The organism is Nonomuraea thailandensis (assembly GCF_024172165.1).
Lineage (GTDB): Bacteria > Actinomycetota > Actinomycetes > Streptosporangiales > Streptosporangiaceae > Nonomuraea > Nonomuraea thailandensis.
In genome coordinates, this window is sequence record NZ_JAMZEB010000002.1 from 2616896 (window position 1) to 2637575 (window position 20680).

At 73.0% G+C, this 20680-nt stretch carries 25 protein-coding genes; 16 read left to right on the top strand and 9 right to left on the bottom strand.

Annotated features, from left to right (window positions below):
* The first annotated feature begins 162 nt into the window (after nt 1-162).
* Nucleotides 163-1047 carry a phosphotransferase family protein gene (locus HD597_RS15985; protein WP_253742990.1) on the top strand — a complete coding sequence of 295 codons (885 nt, stop codon included), beginning with the start codon at nt 163-165 and terminating at the stop codon, nt 1045-1047.
* 15 nt (nt 1048-1062) lie between these two features.
* Here HD597_RS15985 and rpsR read toward each other — a convergent pair whose 3' ends face one another.
* Complete coding sequence (gene rpsR, locus HD597_RS15990) at nt 1063-1290, bottom strand: 30S ribosomal protein S18 (RefSeq protein WP_253742991.1); 228 nt, start codon at nt 1288-1290, stop codon at nt 1063-1065.
* Nucleotides 1287-2429, bottom strand: coding sequence for a CobW family GTP-binding protein (locus HD597_RS15995; RefSeq protein WP_253742992.1), 1143 nt, complete (start codon nt 2427-2429; stop codon nt 1287-1289). The genes rpsR and HD597_RS15995 overlap by 4 nt, the downstream gene beginning before the upstream one ends.
* 73 nt (nt 2430-2502) lie before the next feature.
* On the opposite strand from HD597_RS15995, the gene rpmG reads away from it, so the two are divergent.
* From rpmG to rpmF, 4 genes are read left to right on the top strand one after another with little or no spacing between them, the layout of a single operon-like run.
* Complete coding sequence (gene rpmG / locus HD597_RS16000; RefSeq protein WP_253742993.1) at nt 2503-2667, top strand: 50S ribosomal protein L33; 165 nt, start codon at nt 2503-2505, stop codon at nt 2665-2667.
* A 46-nt stretch (nt 2668-2713) separates the two neighbouring features.
* Nucleotides 2714-2950: a 50S ribosomal protein L28 gene (gene rpmB, locus HD597_RS16005; protein WP_253742994.1), complete on the top strand. Its 237-nt coding sequence runs from the start codon at nt 2714-2716 to the stop codon at nt 2948-2950.
* Nucleotides 2950-3249, top strand: a complete 300-nt coding sequence (gene rpsN, locus HD597_RS16010) for a 30S ribosomal protein S14 (RefSeq protein WP_253742995.1) — start codon at nt 2950-2952, stop codon at nt 3247-3249. The genes rpmB and rpsN overlap by 1 nt, the downstream gene beginning before the upstream one ends.
* Before the next feature lie 2 nt (nt 3250-3251).
* Nucleotides 3252-3419: a 50S ribosomal protein L32 gene (rpmF, locus tag HD597_RS16015; RefSeq protein WP_253742996.1), complete on the top strand. Its 168-nt coding sequence runs from the start codon at nt 3252-3254 to the stop codon at nt 3417-3419.
* Nucleotides 3420-3465: 46 nt separating this feature from the next.
* Here rpmF and HD597_RS16020 read toward each other — a convergent pair whose 3' ends face one another.
* Genes HD597_RS16020 through HD597_RS16035 form a run of 4 tightly spaced genes read right to left on the bottom strand, consistent with a single transcriptional unit; the run spans nt 3466 to nt 7122 of the window.
* Nucleotides 3466-4371, bottom strand: coding sequence for a TauD/TfdA dioxygenase family protein (locus HD597_RS16020; protein WP_253742997.1), 906 nt, complete (start codon nt 4369-4371; stop codon nt 3466-3468).
* 31 nt (nt 4372-4402) lie between these two features.
* The gene (locus tag HD597_RS16025; RefSeq protein WP_253742998.1) at nt 4403-5176 is read right to left on the bottom strand and encodes an ABC transporter ATP-binding protein; all 774 of its coding nucleotides are present in this window, start codon (nt 5174-5176) and stop codon (nt 4403-4405) included.
* Nucleotides 5160-6194 carry a taurine ABC transporter substrate-binding protein gene (locus tag HD597_RS16030; RefSeq protein ID WP_253742999.1) on the bottom strand — a complete coding sequence of 345 codons (1035 nt, stop codon included), beginning with the start codon at nt 6192-6194 and terminating at the stop codon, nt 5160-5162. The genes HD597_RS16025 and HD597_RS16030 overlap by 17 nt, the downstream gene beginning before the upstream one ends.
* 31 nt (nt 6195-6225) lie before the next feature.
* Entirely contained in the window at nt 6226-7122 is an 897-nt protein-coding gene (locus HD597_RS16035) for an ABC transporter permease (protein WP_253743000.1), read from the bottom strand.
* A gap of 142 nt (nt 7123-7264) precedes the next feature.
* Here HD597_RS16035 and HD597_RS16040 point away from each other — a divergent pair, with 142 nt between their 5' ends.
* The 4 genes from HD597_RS16040 (at nt 7265) to HD597_RS16055 (ending at nt 10324) form a co-directional block, all read left to right on the top strand.
* Nucleotides 7265-8053: an ABC transporter ATP-binding protein gene (locus HD597_RS16040; protein WP_253743001.1), complete on the top strand. Its 789-nt coding sequence runs from the start codon at nt 7265-7267 to the stop codon at nt 8051-8053.
* Nucleotides 8054-8063: 10 nt separating this feature from the next.
* Nucleotides 8064-9053: an aliphatic sulfonate ABC transporter substrate-binding protein gene (locus tag HD597_RS16045; RefSeq protein ID WP_253743002.1), complete on the top strand. Its 990-nt coding sequence runs from the start codon at nt 8064-8066 to the stop codon at nt 9051-9053.
* Nucleotides 9050-9958, top strand: coding sequence for an ABC transporter permease (locus HD597_RS65825; RefSeq protein ID WP_253743003.1), 909 nt, complete (start codon nt 9050-9052; stop codon nt 9956-9958). The genes HD597_RS16045 and HD597_RS65825 overlap by 4 nt, the downstream gene beginning before the upstream one ends.
* 63 nt (nt 9959-10021) lie before the next feature.
* A complete protein-coding gene (locus HD597_RS16055; RefSeq protein ID WP_253743004.1) occupies nt 10022-10324 on the top strand; it encodes a hypothetical protein in 303 nt (100 codons plus the stop codon).
* A gap of 19 nt (nt 10325-10343) precedes the next feature.
* On the opposite strand, the gene HD597_RS16060 is transcribed toward HD597_RS16055, so the two are convergent.
* Genes HD597_RS16060 through metX form a run of 3 tightly spaced genes read right to left on the bottom strand, consistent with a single transcriptional unit; the run spans nt 10344 to nt 13364 of the window.
* On the bottom strand, nt 10344-10826 hold the full coding sequence (locus HD597_RS16060) for a CoA-binding protein (RefSeq protein WP_253743005.1): 483 nt from the start codon (nt 10824-10826) through the stop codon (nt 10344-10346).
* A complete protein-coding gene (locus HD597_RS16065; protein WP_253743006.1) occupies nt 10823-12145 on the bottom strand; it encodes an O-acetylhomoserine aminocarboxypropyltransferase/cysteine synthase family protein in 1323 nt (440 codons plus the stop codon). The genes HD597_RS16060 and HD597_RS16065 overlap by 4 nt, the downstream gene beginning before the upstream one ends.
* A gap of 13 nt (nt 12146-12158) precedes the next feature.
* A complete protein-coding gene (gene metX, locus HD597_RS16070) occupies nt 12159-13364 on the bottom strand; it encodes a homoserine O-acetyltransferase MetX (RefSeq protein WP_253743007.1) in 1206 nt (401 codons plus the stop codon).
* Nucleotides 13365-13436: 72 nt separating this feature from the next.
* On the opposite strand from metX, the gene HD597_RS16075 reads away from it, so the two are divergent.
* The 7 genes from HD597_RS16075 (at nt 13437) to HD597_RS16105 (ending at nt 20672) form a co-directional block, all read left to right on the top strand.
* Nucleotides 13437-13985, top strand: a complete 549-nt coding sequence (locus tag HD597_RS16075) for an OsmC family protein (protein WP_253743008.1) — start codon at nt 13437-13439, stop codon at nt 13983-13985.
* Between the two features lie 157 nt (nt 13986-14142).
* Nucleotides 14143-15369, top strand: a complete 1227-nt coding sequence (locus tag HD597_RS16080; protein WP_253759367.1) for an NAD(P)-binding domain-containing protein — start codon at nt 14143-14145, stop codon at nt 15367-15369.
* A gap of 52 nt (nt 15370-15421) precedes the next feature.
* On the top strand, nt 15422-15562 hold the full coding sequence (locus HD597_RS16085) for a hypothetical protein (RefSeq protein WP_253743009.1): 141 nt from the start codon (nt 15422-15424) through the stop codon (nt 15560-15562).
* A 227-nt stretch (nt 15563-15789) separates the two neighbouring features.
* The gene (locus tag HD597_RS16090; protein WP_253743010.1) at nt 15790-17448 is read left to right on the top strand and encodes a hypothetical protein; all 1659 of its coding nucleotides are present in this window, start codon (nt 15790-15792) and stop codon (nt 17446-17448) included.
* A gap of 58 nt (nt 17449-17506) precedes the next feature.
* Nucleotides 17507-18391, top strand: a complete 885-nt coding sequence (locus HD597_RS16095) for a Gfo/Idh/MocA family protein (RefSeq protein ID WP_253743011.1) — start codon at nt 17507-17509, stop codon at nt 18389-18391.
* Between the two features lie 135 nt (nt 18392-18526).
* Nucleotides 18527-19537, top strand: coding sequence for an NAD-dependent epimerase/dehydratase family protein (locus HD597_RS16100; protein ID WP_253743012.1), 1011 nt, complete (start codon nt 18527-18529; stop codon nt 19535-19537).
* 64 nt (nt 19538-19601) lie between these two features.
* Nucleotides 19602-20672 (top strand): dihydrodipicolinate synthase family protein, encoded by a 1071-nt coding sequence (locus HD597_RS16105; protein WP_253743013.1) that lies wholly within the window; start codon nt 19602-19604, stop codon nt 20670-20672.
* Nucleotides 20673-20680: the final 8 nt, after the last annotated feature.

Here is a 20680-nt window from a genome sequence, read left to right on the forward strand (position 1 = left end):
GGTGATCAGGCCGGCCAGGCGGCATCCGGCATCGACCCCGGAACCCTCTGGCGCCGGATCGACGGCTCCGGGCGCCCCCGACCCGCGAGGAACGGAGACGCCCTCGTCGCTGCCCGCCTCTTGACAGCTCGTCCCATGTGGATCACATTCGTCCAGTGCGGGATGGGTAGGCAGCGCGGTCCAGGTCTCACCGAGCCGCTGCGCGCGTGGCTCGAGAGACAGCTCGGTGGCCGGATGGCGGTCAGCGCCGTGCGTTCCCTGCACGGCGGGGAAAGCCCGTGGTGGATCGACCTGACGGCCCCCGGCGGGTCGGCGTTCTCGGCGGTCCTTCGGTGCCCGAGCAGCCGGATCGGGCCCGAGATGATCGCGACGAACGCGGCGGCGCTCGCCGTCGCCGAGGAGCACGGCCTGCCGGCTCCCCGCCTGCTCGCGGCCGATCCCGACGGCCGTACGGCGGAGACGCCGGTGAGCTTGGAGACCGTCGTGCCCGGGACGAGCGCCTGGCCCGCCGCACCTGACACCGGCCTGCTCCTGGCGGCGGGCGCCGCGATCGCCCGGGTCCACGCCGTCACTCCCGGCCCGCGACCGCAGCTCCCGTTCCGGCCCCGCCCCATCGCGGTCGACGACTTCGCCCGGGATCGGCGAGAGGGGAGGGCGCCGACCACCGCACTGCTCCACCTGGCCGACGAACGCGTGCGGGCGGCCAAGGGCCCGGGCGGGCCGGTCGTCCTCGTGCACGGCGATGTGTGGCCCGGCAACACGGTGGTCGCCGGCGGCCGGATCCGCGGCCTGATCGACTGGAAGACCGCCGGCGTCGGAAATCCTGGTGTGGACCTCGGCGAGCTGCGCAAACAGGTGGCGATCAGCTACGACGACGACGCCCCCGGCCTGGTGCTGGAGGGCTGGGAGCGGGCCCGTGGCACGCGGGCCGGCGACGTCCCCTACTGGGACGCCGTAGCGGCTCTCAACACGCCGGCCCAGTGCTACAGCCCGTACGCCACACGCCGGCGCGACCACTTCCTGAGGGCCGCGATCGCGCAGTTGTGACGACGCGGGGCGCGGTCATGCGCTGGGGCGGGAGGCGTAGGGGAGCAGGGCCATCTCGCGGGCGGTCTTGACGGCCCTGGCGATCTGGCGTTGCTGCTGGACGGTGACGCCGGTGACGCGGCGGCTGCGGATCTTGCCGCGGTCGGAGATGAACTTGCGCAGCAGGGCGGTGTCCTTGTAGTCGACGAGGCCGACGTTCTGCAGCGGGTTCGGCTTCCTGCGCGGGGCGCGGCGGGGCTTCATGCGTTCTCCTTGAGGGTGAGGATGGGCGCGAACGGGTCGTCGTAGCGGGCCCAGGCGTCCGGGCCGGCCGCCTCCTCCTGCTCGGTGAGCAGGCAGGAGTCGAGCAGGGCGTGGAAGCGGGCGGTGTCGAGGTCGGGGCCGGTGAAGACCAGGTGCTGGACGCGGTCGCCGTACGGGGCCGCCCAGTCGAGGGAGGCGGCCAGGCGGCGGGCCGGGGAGACCAGGTCCCAGGCGGCTTCGGGCAGGGCGGCCAGCCAGGGGCCGGCGTCCTCGGCCGAGACGATGCCGGCGACGGCGTCCCAGGCCAGGAGCTGCCCGGGGCGGGTGGCCAGCCAGAACCGGCCGCGCGAGCGCACGGACTCGAAGACCAGCTCGTCGACGGCCTCGAAGAGGCGGGCGGGGTGCAGGGGCCGGCGGCTGCGCCAGACCGTGGTGACGATCTCGTCGGTCCGCGCGTCGCAGGGGAGCCGGGCGGTGGCCGGGTCCACGCGTTCGGCCAGTTCCGCGGTGCACACGGTGGCGCCGGTGACCGGGGGGAGGGAGCCGGCGGTGTGGATCGGGGTGACGGGGGCGAGGTGGGCGAGGACGGCGCGGGACAGCTCCCGGTCGCCTTCGTCGCCGCCGTCCAGGACCAGGCCGGTGGCGTATTCGAGCTGCCGGGCGAGCACCTCGGCCAGGTAGCGCTGGTCGCCGTCCGCGGCGGGCCTGCCGACCGCGGTGAGGGGCTCGCCGCGGGTGATGTCGTCCGGCATGGCCTGGGCGTCCAGAGCCGTGAGGACGGCGGTGAGCCGCAGGATCTCTCGTGCCTCGTCACAGTCGACGGCCTCGGCCACCGAGCGGGGCTCGACGGCGTCCCACAGATCGACGACGAGCAGCGTCGCGCCGGGCGCGAGCGTGACGAGCCGGGGAAGGAGGTCCTCGCGCACGGTGCAGGTGACGCAGCCGTGGGCCAGGCGCACGTCGGCCGTGTCCAGCACGCGTGCGGCGTCGCGGACGGTGCGCCGGACGAGGCCTCGGGTGACCTCGCCGAGGTCGTGGTGGACGGCGACCGAGCCGGGGTGCCCGGCCAGGAGCCGTTCGACGGTCGCGGTACGGGCCGTGGCGTGCAGGCCGGCGACGAGGACGACGGGGGTGGCCAACGAACCTCCAGTTGTTGTGATGATAATCGTTTTCGTTATCATGGCACAGCTCCGCAACCAGAGAGGAACTCCCTTGGCAAGAAACGAGGTGCGACCCGTGATCAAACTCAAGTCCACGGCCGGCACCGGCTACACCTACGTGACCACCAAGAACCGGCGGAACGACCCCGACCGGCTCACCCTGCGCAAGTACGACCCGACCGTCCGCAGGCACGTCCTGTTCAGGGAGGAGCGATGAGCGGCACCCACCCGTCCCACGCCGAGCACCGCCACGGAAGGACCTGATGTCCGCGCACTGCCAGCTCACCGGCGTCAAGCCGGTCTTCGGCAACAACGTCTCCCATTCCCACCGCCGCACCCGGCGCCGCTGGAACCCCAACATCCACCAGCGCCGTTACTGGCTGCCGAGCGAGGGCCGCTTCGTCAGGCTCACGCTCAGCGCCCGCGCGATCAGGACGATCGACAAGATCGGCATCGAGCGGGCCGTCGCGCGCATCCGGGCCCGGGGAGAGAGGATCTGATGGCGAAGAAGAGCAAGATCGCCGCCAACGAGCGCCGCAGGGCCGTCGTCGCCCGCTACGCGGAACGGCGCGCCGAGCTGAAGGAGCTCGTCCGCACCGGAACGCCGCAGGAGCGGGCGGACGCGATGCGGGAGCTGGCCCGCCAGCCGCGCGACGCCAGCGCCACCCGCGTACGCAACCGCGACTCGGTGGACGGCCGGCCCCGCGGGCATCTGACCAAGTTCGGGCTCTCCCGGGTGCGCTTCCGCGAGATGGCGCACCGCGGCGAGCTGCCCGGCATCACGAAGGCGAGCTGGTAGCCATGGCCGTCCCCAAGCGCAGGACCTCGCGCAGCAACACCCGGCATCGCCGCAGCCGGTGGAAGGCCGCCGTCCCGGACCTCGTGCCGATCACGGTCGGCGGGCGGGAGCTGCTCGTCCCGCGCCGGCTCGTCCGCGCCTACCGGCGCGGGCTGATCGAGGCCGGCTGAGGTGACCCGGTCGCGGGAGGGCCGGCGGGGCGCGGGTGCCCGTCGATCACCCCGCGGCCGGCAGGGAGCCGCTCCGGCCGGACGACGGCCCGGACGACGGCCCGGACGGGCGGTCGCCGCGCAGGGTGATGCGGTGCATGACCCGGTGCGCGGTGCCGTAGTCGCGGTTGGCGTAGTGGGCCGTGCTGCGGTTGTCCCACATGGCCACGTCGCCGAGGCTCCAGCGGTGGCGGACGATGTGCTCCGGCTTGGTGAGGTGGGCGTAGAACAGGTCGAGGAGGTGGCGGCTCTCGGCCTCCGAGACGCCGACGATGTGGGAGGTGAAGCCGGGGTTGACGAACAGGCCCTTGCGCCCGGTCTCGGGGTGGACGCGTACGACGGGGTGCTCCACGGGGTCCAGCCGGGTGACGACCTCGCCGTCCCAGACGCTGCCCTTGCCGCCGCGCCGCTGCGCCAGGTAGTAGCCGAACTCGCGGTTGCCGTCGTGCACCGCGGTGAGCTGGTCGGTCAGCTCCCTGACCGGCGCCGCCAGGGAGTCGTAGGCGAGCTGGCTGTCCGCCCAGCTCGTGTCACCGCCGGTGGGCGGCAGGACCACGGCGCGCAGGATCGAGCCGAGCGGCGGGCGCGGCATGAACGTGACGTCGGTGTGCCAGACGTCGGCGAAGCCGTTGTCGGCGCTGTCGAGCGCGTAGATCTCCGGGTGGGCCTCGTCCACGCCGCCGACGACGGGGTGGGAGGCGGTCAGCTCGCCGAGGCGGCGGCCCAGGGCGACCTGGCCGTCCTCGTCGAGGGTCTGCCCGGAGAAGAAGAGCACCTTCCTGGCGACGAGGGCGGCCCGTACCTCGGCCAGGTCCTCGTCGGTGGCGGTGGCCAGGTCCAGCCCTTCGACGCGGGCGCCGAAGTGCGGCCCGAGCGGGTGCAGCGCGAGCTTGGTGGCGGTCAGCGGGGACATGTCGCTCCTGTTCTTCGAGGGGTCCGGCCGCTCAGCCGGCGGCGTCACGGACGGCGTGGCTGACGGTGGCGCGCAGGGCCGCGTACTCGGGCAGGGCGCGGAGCGGCTCCAGGCCGGTACGGGGCAGCGGGAGGTCGAGGTCGAGGGCGACGCGGCCGGGCCTCTTGGTGAGCACCACCACGCGGCTGCCGAGGAAGACCGCCTCCTCGACGCTGTGGGTGACGAACACGGAGGTGCGGCCGGTCCGCTCGCTCACCCGGCGCAGGTCCTCCTGCAGCCGCTCGCGGGTGAGCGCGTCCAGCGCCGCGAACGGCTCGTCCAGCAGCAGCAGCGGGTCGTCGCCCGCCAGCGCCCTGGCGATGGAGACCCGTTGCTGCTGGCCTCCGGACAGCTGCCAGGTCCGGCGGTGGGCGACGTCGTGCAGGCCGACCCGTTCCAGCAGCTCGGGCACCCGGCGGGCGCGCTCGCCGCGGGGGACGCCGGCGTAGCGCAGGGCCAGCTCCACGTTGCCGCCCACGCTCTTCCAGGGGAACAGCCGGGGCTGCTGGAACACGATCCCGGCGCCGGTGCCGGGCGACGGCGGGGCGCCGGCGGTCCGTACGACGCCGGCGGTGGCCCGCTCGAAGCCCGCGATCAGGCGCAGCAGCGTGCTCTTGCCGCACCCGGACGCGCCGACGATCACGAGGAACGAGCCCCGCGGCACGTCGAGCGAGATCGGTCCCAGCGCGGTCACGGCGTCGGAGCCCGTCCCGTACGCGTGCACGACCTCCTCCACGCGGACGGCGGCCTCAGGGGGCGAGGACATCGGGCAGGCCCTGGTTGTAGATGGCGCCGCGGACGGTCGCCAGGTCGGGCACAGCCTCGATCTTCTGCAGGTCCTTGAGGAACTGCGCGGCGCTGACGAGGTTCTCGGCCAGCGCGCCGGGCCGCTCGGGCGTGCCGAGCCATTCGGCGGAGGCCAGGTCGGCGGGCTTGAGGAAGACGCCCTGGCCGAGCTGGTCGGCGGCGTCCTCCTCGGTCAGGTTGAGCTCGGCGGCCACCGCCGCGGCGGCCGCGGCGCGGTCGCCGGCGATGAGCTGCAGGGCCCTCGCCTCGGCCTTGCGCCAGGCGTCCACCGCCTCCGGGTGCGCCTTGAGGAACGCGGTGGACACCACCCCGAGGTCCAGCGTGGGCTTGCCGGCCGTCGCCAGCTCGCGGCTGGCGATCAGGACCTTGCCGTTCTTCTTCAGCTCCTTCAGCGTGGGCAGCCAGGTGTAGGCGGCGTCGATGTCGCCGCGCGTCCAGGAGGCGAGGATGTCCTGCGGTTCGAGGTCGACGATGGTCAGCTCCGACTCGCGCACCCCCGCCCGGTCGAGCGCGGCCAGCAGGCTGTAGTGGGCGGTCGAGGCGAACGACGTGGCGACCTTCTTGCCGCGCAGGCCCTCGATCGCCGACACGCCGCTGTCGTTCCTGACGACCAGCGCCTCGTTGTCGCCGGCCACGTCGAGCACGAACGCCACCTGGTACGGGATGTTCAGCGGTGCCGACAGCCCGCGGGCGACGGGGCTGGACCCGATGGCGGCGATGTCCACGCTGCCGGCCACGAAGGCGGTGTTGATGCTGGCGCCGGAGTCGAACTTCGTCCACTGGATCCGGTAGCCGGGCAGCGCCTCCTCCAGCCACCTCCTGTTCTTGACGATCAGGTCACCGCTGGGAAAGGCCTGGTAGGCCAGGCGGAGGCGCTTGGCCTCCGCGCCGCCACCGCCTCCCCGGGACGCGGTGCCGTCACCGCACGCGGCCAGGACCGCGATCAGCACGAAGGACAGCAGGAATCTCAGACGCATGGCGGTTTCCTCATGAGGGACGTGCGGCGGGTCACGAGCGGCCCCGCCAGGGGATGAGCCGTTTCTCCGCGACTCGCAGGAGAGCGTCGATGAGCAGGCCTGACAGGCCGATGGCCAGCAGCCCCAGCACCACGACGTCGGTCTGCAGGTAACGCTGGGCGTCCCGCACCATGCCGCCGATGCCGGGCACGCCGTTGACCGTCTCCGCGGCGACCACCGACGAGTACGCGATGCCGACGGCCAGGCGCACGCCGGTGAAGATCTCCGGCAGCGCGCTGGGCAGCACCACGTCCCGGATGACGTCGCGCCGTGAGGCGCCCAGCGCCCTGGCCGCCTCGACCAGGTCGGCCGGAGCGCCGTGCACGGCAGCGGCGGTGGCCACCGCGACCGGCGGCAGCGCCGCGATCGCCAGCAGCCACAGCTTGGGCGTCTCGTCGATGCCGAACCAGATGATGAGCAGGCTGAAGTACGCCAGCGGCGGCAGCGCCCGCACGAACGTGACCACCGGCTCGGCCACGACGCGGATCCACGGCACCGTGCCGAGCACGACGCCCGCCACCAGCCCGCCGGCCACGCCGATGGCCGAGCCGGCGAGGATGCGCCGCAGGCTGACCCCCAGGTGCTCGACCAGCAGGCTGCCGCTGTAGCCGCGGATGCCGTCGTGCGTCGTGGACAGCAGCAGGAGCTGCTCCCACACGGCGCCGGGGGAGGGGATGAAGGAGGGGCTGGCCGCCGCGGCGGCGGCGAGCTGCCACAGGCCGAGGAGCGCGGCCCCGGCGAGCACGCGCACCACGACCCTGCGGATCGCGGGGCGCCGGCGCCGGGCGGGGGAGGCCGGTCCGCCGGAGGGGCGGCCGGCGTCGCGAACGGCGTCGCGAACGGCGGCCAAGGGTGAGGTCACGGCCTCGGACGCACGTCCCAGGATCATGCCCACGAAGCTACGGCGACGTTTCCACAAAGTCAACATTACCTACAGGGTTTACATGTAATGGCTACCTTCACAAACCGCGACCGGCATGCCAAAATCATGCACATCCTGTAGGGAATATCGATTTAAGGGAGAGAGGCGCATGCCGGCACGTGCGGCAGGGGTGGGGTTGCGCGGCCTCGGCCACACCTTCGGCAACGGTCACGCCGTGCTGCGGGACATCGAGCTGGACATCCCACCGGGCGAGATCGTCGCCATCCTCGGCCCCTCGGGCTGCGGGAAGTCGACCCTGCTGCGGCTGGTGGCCGGGCTCGAAGCCCCGGCCGCCGGCGAGGCGCTGGTGGACGGGCACGCCGTCCGGGGGATCGACGAGCGCTGCGCCGTGGTCTTCCAGGAGCCGCGCCTGCTGCCCTGGCGCGACCTGGCCGGGAACGTGGCCCTCGGCCTGCCGAGGAGGACCGCCCGGGCGGACGGCGAACGCGTCGTCCGGCACTGGCTGGAGGTCGTCGGCCTGGCAGGCTTCCACGGGCACCGGCCGCGCCAGGTGTCCGGCGGCATGGCCCAGCGCGCGGCGCTGGCCAGGGCACTGGCCCGCCGGCCCGGCGTGCTGCTGCTCGACGAGCCGTTCGCCGCGCTGGACGCCCTCACCCGGCTGCGCATGCAGGACCTGCTGGCAGACGTGCAGCGCGCCGCCGGGACCACCGTCCTGCTCGTCACCCACGACGTGGACGAGGCCCTGCACCTGGCGGACCGGGTGGTCCTGCTCGGCAGCAGGCCGCCGCACGCGGGCGCCACCGTCGTGACCGTGCTCGACGTGCCGCATCCCCGGCCGCGTGACCGCGCGCACCCCGAGCTCGCCTCGCTCCGCGCCGACCTGCTGGAGCGGCTCGGCGTACCCAGGCCCGTCCCTGCCGAAGAGGCAGCCCCGTGAAGGAAGCGCCATGATCCACCGTCGCCTGCTGCTCACCTCCGTCCTGCTCGCCGGCCTGGCCACCGGCTGCGTGCAGGGGGAGAGCGGAGCCGCCCCGCCCGCGCCGGGGGAGCTGCGGCTCGACTACGCCTACTACAACCCCCTCAGCCTGGTCATCCGCGACCAGCGCTGGCTGGAGGACGAGCTCAAGGGCACCAAGGTCACCTGGGTGCTGTCGGCGGGCAGCAACAAGGCCAACGAGAACCTGCGCGCCGAGACCATCGACGTCGGCTCCACGGCCGGCGCCGCCGCGCTGCAGGCCCGCGCCAACGGCACCCCGATCAGGACGATCGGCGTCTACACCAGACCCGAGTGGACGGCGCTCGTCGTGGCCAAGGGCTCGTCCGTCACCGGGGTCGAGCAGCTCAAGGGCAGGAAGGTCGCCGCCACCAAGGGCACCGACCCGTACTTCTTCCTGCTCCAGGCGCTGGAGGAGGCGGGGCTCGGCGGCACGGACGTCGAGGTCGTCAACCTGCAGCACGCCGACGGCAGGACGGCGCTCGAACGCGGCGACGTCGACGCCTGGGCGGGGCTCGACCCGTTGATGGCGCAGAGCCAGGTGGACGCCGGCTCCAAGCTCGTCTACCGCAATCCGGCCTTCAACTCCTACGGCTTCCTCAACGCCCGCGAGGCCTTCCTCGCCGAGCAGCCGGACCTCGCGCAGAAGGTGATCGACGCCTACGAACGGGCCCGCGCGTGGGTGGCCGCGCACCCCGACGAGGCGGTCCGGCTGCTGGCGGCCGAGGCCAAGCTCGCGCCCGAGGTCGCCGCCGTGGTGCTCAAGGAGCGGACGGAGACGGCGATCAGCCCTGTCCCCGGCGCCGAGCAGCGCGCGGTGCTGGAGCGCATCCTGCCGACCCTCGTCCGGGAGAGCCAGGTGCGCTCGGAGCAGGAGGCGCGCGCCGCGCTGGACTCGCTGTTCGAGCCCCGCTTCGCGGAGAAGGCGCAGGCGTCTTCGTGACCGGGAGTGCCGGCGGCCCCGCCTCCCGGCCGGCCGGCGCCGGGCGGCCGCCCGCGGACGGGCGTCGCTCGTCGCGGCCGGGGCGCCTGGAGTGGCGGCGGCCGGGACTTGGGGGGCGGCGCCTGGGGCTCTTCGGGCCTCTCGGGCATCCAGGGCGGATCGCCGTGGGGCTGGTGGTGCCGCTGGTCGTGCTGGCCGCCTGGCAGGTCGCCGCCACCACGGGCGTGTTCACCGCGGCGCAGCTCCCCGCGCCCTCGGCCGTCCTGGCGGCGGTGGCGGAGCTGGCCCGGCGCGGCGAGCTGTGGCAGCACGTGGCGATCAGCGGGCAGCGCGTCCTGCTGGGCTTCGCCGCCGGCGCCGCCGCGGGCCTGGTGCTGGGCGCGGCGGTCGGCCTGTACGCGCCGGTCAGGGCCCTGCTCGCGCCGAGCGTCGCGGCCCTGCGCGCGGTGCCGTCGCTGGCGTGGGTGCCGCTGCTGGTGCTCTGGCTGGGCATCGCCGAGGCCCCGAAGATCGTCCTGGTGGCGATCGGCGCGTTCTTCCCCGTCTACACCACGCTCGCCTCGGCGCTGGCCCACGTGGACCCCCACCTGGTCGAGGCCGGCCGCGCCTACGGGTTGCGCGGGGTGGGCCTGCTCCTGCGCATCCAGCTCCCGTACGCGGCGCCCGCCGTCCTCGCCGGGCTGCGGCTCGGCCTCGCCCAGGGCTGGCTGTTCCTGGTCGCGGCCGAGCTGATCGCCTCGTCCATGGGGCTCGGCTTCCTGCTGATCGACAGCCAGAACACCGGCAGGACGGACATCCTGCTGCTGTCGATCCTGCTGCTCGCCCTGCTCGGCAAGGCCGCGGACGCGCTGCTCGGCCTGGTGGCGAGGGGTTTGTCCGGGCCCCTCGCCCACGATCCCGGCTGACGAGCGGCGTCAGGCTGCCGCACCCCGCGGGCTGTGGCTGGCGACGGTCCTGGCGTTGCGCCAGTGCCGGTCGAGGTTGTGGCCATCGGCCAGGGCGGCCCGCTCTTCGTCGCCGGCACGCCGGAGCACGTCGCGGACGAGATCGCACGCTGGGCCGACGAGAGCGGCGCCACCGGGTTCAACCTCATGCAGTACCTGTCGCCGGGCACCGCCGAGGACTTCATCGAGCTGGTCGTGCCGGAGCTGCAGCGCAGGGGCCGCTGCCGCACGTCGTACGAGGAGCCCACGCTGCGCGAGCGGCTGCTCGGCCGCGGCGTGCGCCGGCTGCCCGCCACCCACCAGGGGCCGCGCACCGGCGCGGGATAGCCGGAATGAGCGGGCCGGGCTACTGGAGCCCGGCCCGGACAGAGGTGATGCGCCGGGTGTTGAAGCCGAGCCAGTGCATCCGGCCGGCGAAGCGCGCGTGCTCGACCTTGAGACAGCGGTCCATGACCACCGTCACGCCGCCGTCCTCCGCGATCCGCGCGCCCTCCTCGTTGATCACGCCGAACTGGCACCACAGGGCGCCGGCGCCGATCGCCACCGTCTCCCGCGCGATCTCCGGCAGGGCGTCGGGTGCGCGGAAGACGTTCACGAGGTCCACCGGCTCGGGCACGTCGAGCAGGCTCGCGTAGCTGGTCTCGCCGAGGATCTCCTTCTCGCGGGGGTTGACCGGGATGATCCGGTAGCCGTGCCGCTTGAGGTAGTAGCCGACGAAGTGGCTGGCCCGCAGCTCGTTGCCCGACAGGCCCACGATCGCGATCGTCCTGGTCGAGTGCAGCACGCGCTGGATCGTCAGCGGGTCCTGGTAGCGGTCGGGTCCGGTCATGCCGCGCTCACCTCTCCGACACGGGCGAAAGCCTGCTCCAGGTCCCAGATCAGGTCCTCGACGGACTCGGTGCCGACCGACAGCCGCACCGTCCCCGGCCCGACGCCGGCCGCCCGCAGCTCGTCGTCGCCGAGCTGGCGGTGCGTGGTGCTGGCGGGATGGATGACCAGGCTCTTGGCGTCGCCGACGTTGGCCAGGTGGGACCAGAGCGTCAGGCCGCCGATCAACGCCTGCCCGCCGGCCCGGCCGCCGGCGCAGTCGAAGGAGAACACCGCGCCGGCGCCGCGCGGCAGGTACTTGTCCACCAGCGGCCGGTGGCGGCTCCCCGGCAGGCCGGGGTGGGTGACGCCGGAGGCCAGGTCGTGCGCCTGGAGGAATGCCGCCACTGCCAGCGCGTTGTCCACGTGACGGTCCATGCGCAGCGACAGCGTCTCCAGCCCCTGCAGGAACAGGAAGGCGTTGAACGGCGACAGCGCCGCGCCGAGGTCGCGCAGGGTCTCGGCGCGCAGTTTCATCAGGTAGCCGTACATGCCGAACGTCTCGTGGAAGCGCAGCCCGTGGTAGGCCGGCGACGGATCCGCCACCACCGGGAAGCGCCCGTTCGACCAGTCGAACGTGCCCCCCTCCACGACGACGCCGCCGATGCTCGTGCCGTGGCCGCCGATGAACTTGGTCGCCGAGTGGATCACGATGTCGGCGCCCCACTCGATCGGCCGGCACAGGTACGGCGTGGCGAACGTGTTGTCCACGATCAGCGGCAGCTCGTGCTCGTGCGCGACGGCCGCCACGGTCTCGATGTCCAGGACGTTGCCGGCGGGATTGCCGATCGTCTCGCCGAAGAACGCCTTCGTGTTCGGCTGGACGGCCTTGCGCCAGGCGTCCGGATCGTCGGGATCGACCCAGGTCAGCTCCACGCCCATCTTGCGCAGCAGGTGCTTGAGCTGGTTCACCGTGCCGCCGTAGAGCGCCGAGGACGACACGACGTGGTCGCCCGGCTCCAGCAGCGTGAACAGCGCCGCCGCCTGCGCCGCGATCCCGCTGGCGAACGCCACCGCGCCGGCGCCGCCCTCCAGGTTCGCCACCCGCTCCTCGAACACCGCGACGGTCGGGTTCATGATGCGCGAGTACGTGTTGCCGTACTCCTGGAGGTTGAAGTACGCCGCCGCGGACTCGGGGTCCTCGAAGACGTAGCTGGTCGTCTGGAAGATCGGCACCGCGCGGGCGCCCGTGTTCGGGTCCGGTCGTTGCCCGGCATGCAGCTGCCGGGTCTCGAACCCGAACTCGCGGGCCTGTTCCGCGCGGGGGAGCTGGTCGGTCACATGAGCCTCTCTCTCAGACGGGCCGGGCCAGGAACCGGCGGATGATGGGCGTCTGCCGCGCCTCCTCCAGCAGGAAGCAGTCGTGGCCGTACGGCGCCTCGATCACCTGCAGCTCGACCGGCTTGCCGAGGGCGCGCAGCGCCTGCTCGATCTCCTGCGAGGCCGACGGCGGATACAGCCAGTCGGAGCTGAAGGCGATCAGCAGCGTGCGCGCCGAGACGCCGTCGAGCGCCCGCGCGAGCGACCCGCCGCCGTGCTGCCGGGCCAGGTCGAAGTACGTCAGCGCGCGGGAGGTGTAGAGGTAGGTGTTGGCGTCGAAGCGCCTGACGAACGAGTCGGCCTGGTGGCGCAGATAGCTCTCCACCTCGAACTCCGCCTCGGTGATCGTGTAGCGGATCTCGTCGGAGCCCTGCAGCCGCCGGCCGAACTTGGCCTCCAGCGCGGGCGCGGACAGGTAGGTGATGTGGCCGACCATCCGCCCGATGCCCATGCCGGCGTCGGGCGCGCGGCCCGTGCCGTAGTAGCGGCCGCCCTGCCAGGCCGGATCGCGCATGATCGAGTCACGCGCGATCGCGTTCCAGGCCACCCCCTGCGGGTGCAGCGCGTGCGTGCCGGCGATCGCCACGACCGCGTCGACCTGGCCCGGGTACAGCACCGCCCACTCCAGCGCCTGCATGCCGCCGAGCGAGCCCCCGGCCACCGCCGCGAGCCGTTCGATGCCCAGGACGTCCAGGAAGGCGCGCTGCGTGCGCACCATGTCCGCGACCGTGATGACGGGGAAGTCCGGCCCGTACGGCAGACCCGTCGCCGGGTCGATCGAGGACGGCCCCGTCGTCCCCCGGCAGCCCCCGAGCAGGTTCGTGGAGATGACGAAGTAGCGGTCGGTGTCGAACGCCTTGCCGGGGCCGATCATCCCGTCCCACCAGCCGAGCCCCTTGCCGCCGGCGCCGTCGCGGTCGGCGGCGCCGAACCCGTCGCGGGTGCTCTCGCCGGACGGCGCCTTCGACAGGCCCGCCGCGTGGGCGTCGCCGCTGAGCGCGTGGCACACCAGGATGACGTTGTCGCGCCGGGGCGAGAGGGCGCCGTAGGTCTCGTACGCCACGCGCACCGGATGCAGCTCCCGGCCGCAGTCGAGACGGACCGGCTCCGGCAGGTCGAGGTGGCGGGTCTCCACGACGCCGACACTGCCGGCCGCGAGCGTGGGGGCTGGCTGCGACATGGCACTTATCGTAGCCGCCACGGGCGGTGTATGGTCAAATACCTACCGGAAATACAGGAGATGAGGCGAGGCATGACCACGGTCGCGAACGGTGTGAACGTCCAGGCGCTGCTCGACGCGCGCGAGGTGCTGAAGGGCGCCCCCGAGGCCGCCCGGTTCGTCTGGCGGGCCTCCTCCACCTGGCGGAACGGCGTGCACAGCACCACGACCGTCAAGGAGTTCTTCGGGCTCGGGCAGGAGCGCAGCCACAAGAGCGAGGCGGTGTTCGAGGCCGACCACCCCGAGGTGTTCGCGGCGGAGGACAACGGGATCACGCCGATCGAGTACCTGCTCGTCGGCCTGGCGAGCTGCCTGACGGCCGGCGTGGCCTCCGTCGCGCAGAACCGCGGCATCCAGCTGCGCTCGGTCGAGGCGAGGATCGAGGGCACGCACGACATCCGCGGGATCCTCGGGGCCGACGCCGACGTGCGCAACGGCTTCGACGACATCAAGGTGACGTTCAGCATCGACGCCGACGCCTCGAAGCAGGAGATCGAGGCGCTGGTGGCCCAGTCCCAGAAGCGCTCGGCCGTGTTCGACGCCCTGACGAACCCGACGAACGTCACCGTCGACGTCGCCTGACCCCGCAAGCCCGAGCCCCGCCGTGGATGTCGCCTGACCCCGCAAGCCCGAGCCCCGCCGTGGATGTCGCCTGAGCACGTAAGGCCGGGCCCACCATCGTGGACGCCGCCCCGACCTGGAAGGCCGAGCCATCACCGAGCACGTCACCACCGTCGTCATCGGCGCCGGCCACGCCGGCCTCGCCGCGAGCCGCTTCCTCAGCGAGCGGTCCGTCGATCACCTGGTGATCGAGCGCGGCGAGGTGGCGAACTCCTGGCGGCGCGAACGCTGGGACTCCTTCCGGCTGCTCACCCCCAACTGGCAGAGCCGCCTGCCCGGCCTCGCCTACGAAGGCCCCGACCCTGACGGCTACCTGACCGCGAAGGAGGTGACGCGGTTCGTCGAGCGCTTCGCCGCGCTCTCGCGGGCTCCCGTCAGGACCGGCACGACCGTCACCTCCGTCCGGCCCGCCGGCGACGGCTACCGCGTGACGACGAGCCGCGGCGAGATCGGCTGCCGGACGCTGGTCATCGCCAGCGGCGCCTGCAACCTGCCGGTGGTGCCGCCGTTCGGCGAGGCCGTGCCACCGTCCGTGGAGCAACTGACGCCGTACGACTACCGCTCGCCCGACCGGCTGCCCGACGGCGGCGTGCTCGTCGTCGGCGCGTCGGCCACCGGCGTGCAACTGGCCGCCGAGCTGCGGCGCTCCGGGCGGCCGGTGATCCTCTCGGTGGGGGAGCACGTGCGGATGCCCCGCACCTACCGCGGCCGCGACGTGTTGTGGTGGATGCACGCCTCCGGCGTGTGGGACCAGCGCTACGACGAGATCGACGACCTCACGCGGGCCCGGCGGCTGCCCTCGCCGCAGCTCGTGGGGACCCCCGAGCGCGCGACGCTCGACCTCAACGCGCTCACCTCGATGGGCGTCGAACTGGTGGGCCGCTGGGCCGCCGTCCGCGACGGCCACGCGCTGTTCTCCGGCGGGCTGCGCAACGTGTTCTCCCTCGCGGACCTCAAGCTGGAGCGCCTGCTGGACACGTTCGACGCATGGGCCCGCACACGCGACACCGGCCCCGGTGCCGATCCGGGCCTCGGCCCGCCGGAACGCCTCGCGCCGACCCGGGTGCCCGAGTCGGCGCGGCTGCGACTCGACCTGCGCAGCGGCGAGATCCGCACGATCGTGTGGGCGACGGGTTTCCGGCCCGACTACGGCTGGCTCGACGTGCCCGTGGTCGACGAGAAGGGCCGGCTGCGCCACGACGGCGGCGTCGTCGACGGTCCCGGGCTGTACGCGCTGGGGCTGCCCGTGCTGCGGCGGCGCAGGTCCACGTTCATCCACGGCATCGAGGCCGACGCGCGCGAGGTGATCGGCCATCTCGCGGGATATCTGGCCGTACGGGGGTGAACGCCGCCATCACGCGGGCTTGTCACCGAGCGGGATGGCGTCACCGTGCTGGATGCGCCGGTCGACTGCATTCGAGCAGGCTCTCTTCTTCGCCGATTTCGGCCGGAAGCTGACACGCAAGACCATGGCCAAGGATCTCGCCGTCTTCGACGACATCTGCCGGTCCGCCGGCGTGGACGGCGCCGAGCTGTGAGGGATCGCCGCCCAGGCCGGGAGGTCCATGGAAGGCCTTCGGGGCAGCCGCCGATCCGCGCGGTCCGGAATACGTAAAAGGCCGCGCTAAGATCGCGTCCCGTGCCTTCAGATCATTTATGGCGGTTTATCAGAATCGGATTAGTAGGTCTGGTTCTTGCGGCGGCGCTCGCGGGCCTGATAATCGGCGACGACTGGCTCTGGGCGGCCGTCGAATGGTCGCCACCGATGGCTTGGGACTTCTTCTCGCCCGGCGGATTCGACACCCTGACGGTCGTCGCGCTGCTGTCGGCCGCGGTGGTGAAGGCCGCGCTCCTGTGGCTGATCCTGCGCACCCCGATGAGGGGGCCGCTGGACAGCCGGGCGAAGGCGCTGCGCCGGCTGCTGTATCTGGAGGTGGCGTACACCCTCGTGCTGCGGTATCCGATCGGGCTGCTTCCGCGCCCGGTCGACGCGGCGTTCCAGCTCGCGCTGTGGACCGCGATCTACGTCCTCTACCTGCTCGTCTTCCGCTGGCGGTCCCGCGTGCTGCGCGCGACGGCCGGCGCGATGTTCGCGATCGGGCTGGCCGGGATGGCCGACGGACTGCTCGACGAACTGGATCTCGCGGAGTTCGCCTCGGGCTACGTCGTCGTCATGGGCCTGATGGTGGCCGGAGTGGCGGCGACCGTCCTCACGGTCGTCGGGCAGTGGCGCGACGGCCGGTGGAGCCGTGGCACGCTGGCCGCCGGGTGGCTGTCCGTCGGCGTCTACGTGCTGGTGATCCCGCTCGACGCTCTCTTCGAGCGGCTCTCCGTCGGTTACCTGGCGATGCTGGTCATGGTGGACGCGGTGGGGCTCGTCGGCACCGTGTGGCTCGCGGCGACCGCCCGCGAACTGCCCACCGAGGACCGCCCGGCGGACCCTCCGCCCGCGCGGCGGCGCGCTGTCCGCGTCGCGGTGGCGGCCGTGATCGTGGTGCCGGTCATCGCGGCGATCCAGCCGGAGCAGACCGCGCACCTCACCTACACCGGCTGGTCGATGGACTGCTACGACCGCGTCAGCTTCGGTGACCTGAAACCCGGGGAACGCGACGCCGCGTTCCTCTGCCGGGCGCGGAGCAGGGAGGGCGGGGTCCCGCCCATGTTCCCGGACAGCCTCTCGGACCAGGCGATCCTCGGGTACGGGCGGGCGCTGTGCCGTACGAAGGACCGCGAGGAGCAGGAGGCGATCCTGAAGCGCGCCGGGAGCGCGCGGCCCGCGTGGGGCGCGGACCAGTGGGACCTCGTCTACGTCTGCCCGGAGATCGTCGGCGCGACCCGTCCCGAGCTGCTGCGCTCGGCCGAGGAGACGGAGGCGGCGAACGACGCCTACGTCGCCGAGCAGAACGCGAGGTGCCGCGACCCGTGGCCCCGCAGGAAGGGCGTCGTCCAGGCCACGGCCAACTACTTCCTGTTCGCCGACGGCGATCACGGCTACCTGGTTCACGACCCCGGGGACGAAGCGGCCGACGAGGCGGTGGAGCGGGCGATCGACAAGCTCTACGACGACAAGGCCCTCCTCGGGGTGTCCGGCAGCGCGGCGCTCGTCGGGCACCTCGAGGACGTCTCCGATCTGTGCCTCACGGTCAAGGCCTTCCGCACCGCGCCACCCCGGCGGACGGCCGGATGGGACCAGGTCACCGAGGTGCCGATCGTCAGCCGCAGCGGCCGGCTCACCGTGCCGGAGATGGGCGAGGGAGAGGTCGGCGCGGGCGCCCCGATGCCGAACCTGGCGATCGCCGGCAAGGGCCGCTACCGGCTCCGCGTCTACGTGCGGGCCGACGGAGGGGAGGAGCACCTGGTCGTCGTCTTCCCTGGGTCGTCGAGGAAGAGGATCGAGCTGAAGCACTGGGCAGTGGGGAGGTGACGTACGGCCGGGATGGCTACGCTTTGCGCAGCCGTTCCCGGACATGGAAGGTCGAACCGTGCGCATCGCACTCGCTGGGCTCGCCACCAGCCACCCCTACACCGACGCCCGCACCCTGTCCCGCCACGCGGAGCTCGTGGTGTGGGAGCAGGATCCCGAGCGGCTCGGCCGGTTCACCGCCGAGCACCCGCAGGCGAAGGTGGCGGGCAGCCTGGCGGAGGCGCTGGCGGGCCGGCCCGACGGGGTGGTGCTGACCGTGCCCAACCCGCAGGTCCCTCAGGCGCTGGCCGAGGTGCTGGAGACCGGGTTGCCCTGCTTCGTGAACAAGCCCGCCGCCGCCAGCCGGGCGCAGCTGGAGCAGCTCGACCGGCTGCCGATCCACGACCGCGTGCTGTCCGGCTCCGTGCTGCGGTTCGCCCCTGCCTTCGCTGGGGTGCGGGTCGATCGTGACCGGGTGCTGGCGGTGCGGGCGACCGTACGGCACGACGTCGGCCTGTGGGCGACCGGCTACAACGCCTGGCAGGACACGCCGGGAGAGGGCGGCGGCACGATGGTCACCATGGGCATCCACGGGGTGGAGCTGCTGGTGGCGCTGCTCGGGCCCGAGGTGCGGCTGGCAGGCGCGGCGGGGGCGAGGCGGCACTACGCGACGCTCCGCTCGGAGGACACCGGGGTGATGGCGCTGCGCTGGGACGACGGCATCACCGGCACCGTCGAGATCCTCGGCGTGTCCGAGACGGAGTCCTACAGCGTCACGCTGCACACGCGTGACGGCAGCGAGACGATCGTGATCGAGGGCGGGGACGACGTGGTCCGCGGGCTCGGGTACGAGGGGACGGTCGAGGCGTTCCTGGCGATGGTGAACGGCGCGCCCAGCCCCGTGCCGTGGGCGGAGACCAGGGCCGTTCTCGACGTGCTGGTCCGCGCGCGCGAGGACTTCTGAACGACTGAGGCCTGACGCCTGGGCGCGTGCTCCCGAGTAAGCGGCGTCCAGCGTCCAGCCATGCCCCCAGCCGTTGACAGCCGGAGCCCCGCCCAGTTACGGTCTGGACCGTAAATCATGGACGGAGGAGACCGCGTGCGGACGACAGCGGAACTCGAGGAGCGGCTCGCGCGGCCGAGCCCCGGGCTCGTCGACGATCTGGGCAAGCTCGACGGCGACATCATGATCCTGGGCGCGGGCGGCAAGCTCGGCCCGAGCCTCGTGCGCCTGGCACTGAAGGCCACCGGCGGCGACAGGCGGATCATCGCGGTGTCCCGCTTCTCCGAGCCGGGCCTGGCCCGGGCGCTCCAGGACGAGGGCGCCACGGTGGTCGCGGCCGACGCCGCCGACGAGCGGGCCCTGCACGAGCTGCCGGACGCGGCGAACGTGGTGTTCCTGGTCGGAGCCAAGTTCGGCACGAGCAGCGGGCAGGAGCACGCCGCCTGGTTCACCAACACCTACCTGCCGGGCCGCGTCGCCGACCGGTTCGCGGGGAGCAGGATCGCCGCGCTGTCCACCGGGAACGTCTATCCCCTCGTTCCCGTCACCGGCGGCGGCAGCACCGAGGGCTCGCCCACCGGGCCCGTCGGCGACTACGCGATGAGCTGCCTGGGCAGGGAGCGCGTGCTGACGTACTTCGCTGAGAAGAACCGCACGCCCACGGCCCTGCTGCGGCTGAACTACGCGGTCGAGCTGCGCTACGGCGTGCTGGTCGACCTCGCCCAGAAGGTGCTCGCAGGGGAGCCCGTCGACCTGACCACGGGCCAGGTGAACGTGGTCTGGCAGGGCTACGCCAACGAGGTGGCGCTGCGGTCGCTGCTGCACGCCGGCGTGCCCCCGTTCGTGCTCAACGTCACCGGCCCCGAGCTGATCTCGGTGCGGCAGGCGGCGTCGGCGCTCGGGGAGGCGCTCGGCAAGGAGCCGGTGTTCACCGGCGAGGAGGCGCCCACGGCGCTGCTGTCGAACGCCTCCCGCTGCCACCGCCTGTTCGGCTACCCGGAGCTGACCCCCGCCGAGCTGATCGAGCACACGGCGCGCTGGGTCGCCGACGGCGGGCCGCTGCTGGGCAAACCCACCAAGTTCGAACGCCGTGACGGGCGTTTCTGACGCATGCGCCCGCCGCGCACACGGCAGGCGCATGCTCATCTCACACGGCGAAGGGGGACCTCACGTGCTCGGCACGGCTTCAGAGGCGCAGGCTCCACAGGCACAGGAGTCCGTACGCGACCTGTTCAGGCGCGGTCTGGTGATCCCGGCGCATCCGCTGGCCCTGACCGAGGACAGGAAGCTGGACGAGCGCCGCCAGCGCGCTCTGACGCGCTACTACGTCGAGGCAGGGGCGGGCGGGCTGGCGGTGGGCGTGCACACCACGCAGTTCGCCATCCACGGCACCGGCCTGCTCGCTCCCGTGCTCGAACTGGCCGCGGGAACGGCGAAGGAGTCCGGTCGCGAGGTGGTGCTGGTCGCCGGCGTGACCGGGCCCACCGACCAGGCGGTCGCCGAGGCGGAGCTGGCCCGGTCGCTCGGCTACCACATGGTGCTGCTGAGCCCGTACCGGGAGTTCGACGAGGACGGGCTGATCGAGCGGGCCAGGGCCGTCGGCGAGGTGCTGCCCGTGATCGGCTTCTACCTGCAGCCCGCGGTCGGCGGGCGGCCCCTGTCGCGCGACTTCTGGACGCGGCTGGCGGGCATCGAGTCCGTCGTGGGCGTCAAGGTCGCGCCCTTCGACCGGTACCGCACCCTCGACGTGCTGCACGGCGTCGTGCGGGCGGGCCGGGAGGGGGAGGTGGCGCTCTACACGGGCAACGACGACCACATCCTCGCCGACCTCATCACCTCGCACCGGGTGGTCGTGGACGGGCGGCAGGTGGAGGTCGAGTTCGTGGGCGGCCTGCTCGGGCAGTGGGCGGTCTGGGTGCGGCGGGCGGTGGAGCTGCTGGAGGAGGCCACGCGGGCGCGTGCGGGCGACGACGCCGCCGTACGCCGGCTGCTCGGCCTGGACGGTCACCTCACCGACGCCAACGCGGCCATCTTCGACTCGGCCAACGGCTTCCACGGCTGCATCCCGGGCATCCACGAGGTGCTGCGCCGCCAGGGGCTGCTGGCGGGACGCTGGTGCCTGGACCCGCAGGAGGACCTGTCGCCGGGACAGCTCGCCGAGATCGACCGCGTCTGGGCCGCCTACCCGTGGCTGCGCGACGACGACTTCGTCGCGCAGGGCCTGGACCGGTGGCTGGCCTGAGCGGGAGG

Bases quoted from the DNA above. Each gene is read 5' to 3' on its own strand.
- HD597_RS15985 (WP_253742990.1), top strand. From the start codon at position 163: ATGGGTAGGCAGCGCGGTCCAGGTCTCACCGAGCCGCTGCGCGCGTGG.
- rpsR (WP_253742991.1), bottom strand. From the start codon at position 1,290: ATGAAGCCCCGCCGCGCCCCGCGCAGGAAGCCGAACCCGCTGCAGAAC.
- rpmB (WP_253742994.1), top strand. From the start codon at position 2,714: ATGTCCGCGCACTGCCAGCTCACCGGCGTCAAGCCGGTCTTCGGCAAC.
- rpsN (WP_253742995.1), top strand. From the start codon at position 2,950: ATGGCGAAGAAGAGCAAGATCGCCGCCAACGAGCGCCGCAGGGCCGTC.
- rpmF (WP_253742996.1), top strand. From the start codon at position 3,252: ATGGCCGTCCCCAAGCGCAGGACCTCGCGCAGCAACACCCGGCATCGC.
- HD597_RS16020 (WP_253742997.1), bottom strand. From the start codon at position 4,371: ATGTCCCCGCTGACCGCCACCAAGCTCGCGCTGCACCCGCTCGGGCCG.
- HD597_RS16025 (WP_253742998.1), bottom strand. From the start codon at position 5,176: ATGTCCTCGCCCCCTGAGGCCGCCGTCCGCGTGGAGGAGGTCGTGCAC.
- HD597_RS16030 (WP_253742999.1), bottom strand. From the start codon at position 6,194: ATGCGTCTGAGATTCCTGCTGTCCTTCGTGCTGATCGCGGTCCTGGCC.
- HD597_RS16035 (WP_253743000.1), bottom strand. From the start codon at position 7,122: ATGATCCTGGGACGTGCGTCCGAGGCCGTGACCTCACCCTTGGCCGCC.
- HD597_RS16040 (WP_253743001.1), top strand. From the start codon at position 7,265: ATGCCGGCACGTGCGGCAGGGGTGGGGTTGCGCGGCCTCGGCCACACC.
- HD597_RS16045 (WP_253743002.1), top strand. From the start codon at position 8,064: ATGATCCACCGTCGCCTGCTGCTCACCTCCGTCCTGCTCGCCGGCCTG.
- HD597_RS16060 (WP_253743005.1), bottom strand. From the start codon at position 10,826: ATGACCGGACCCGACCGCTACCAGGACCCGCTGACGATCCAGCGCGTG.
- metX (WP_253743007.1), bottom strand. From the start codon at position 13,364: ATGTCGCAGCCAGCCCCCACGCTCGCGGCCGGCAGTGTCGGCGTCGTG.
- HD597_RS16075 (WP_253743008.1), top strand. From the start codon at position 13,437: ATGACCACGGTCGCGAACGGTGTGAACGTCCAGGCGCTGCTCGACGCG.
- HD597_RS16085 (WP_253743009.1), top strand. From the start codon at position 15,422: ATGCGCCGGTCGACTGCATTCGAGCAGGCTCTCTTCTTCGCCGATTTC.
- HD597_RS16090 (WP_253743010.1), top strand. From the start codon at position 15,790: ATGGCTTGGGACTTCTTCTCGCCCGGCGGATTCGACACCCTGACGGTC.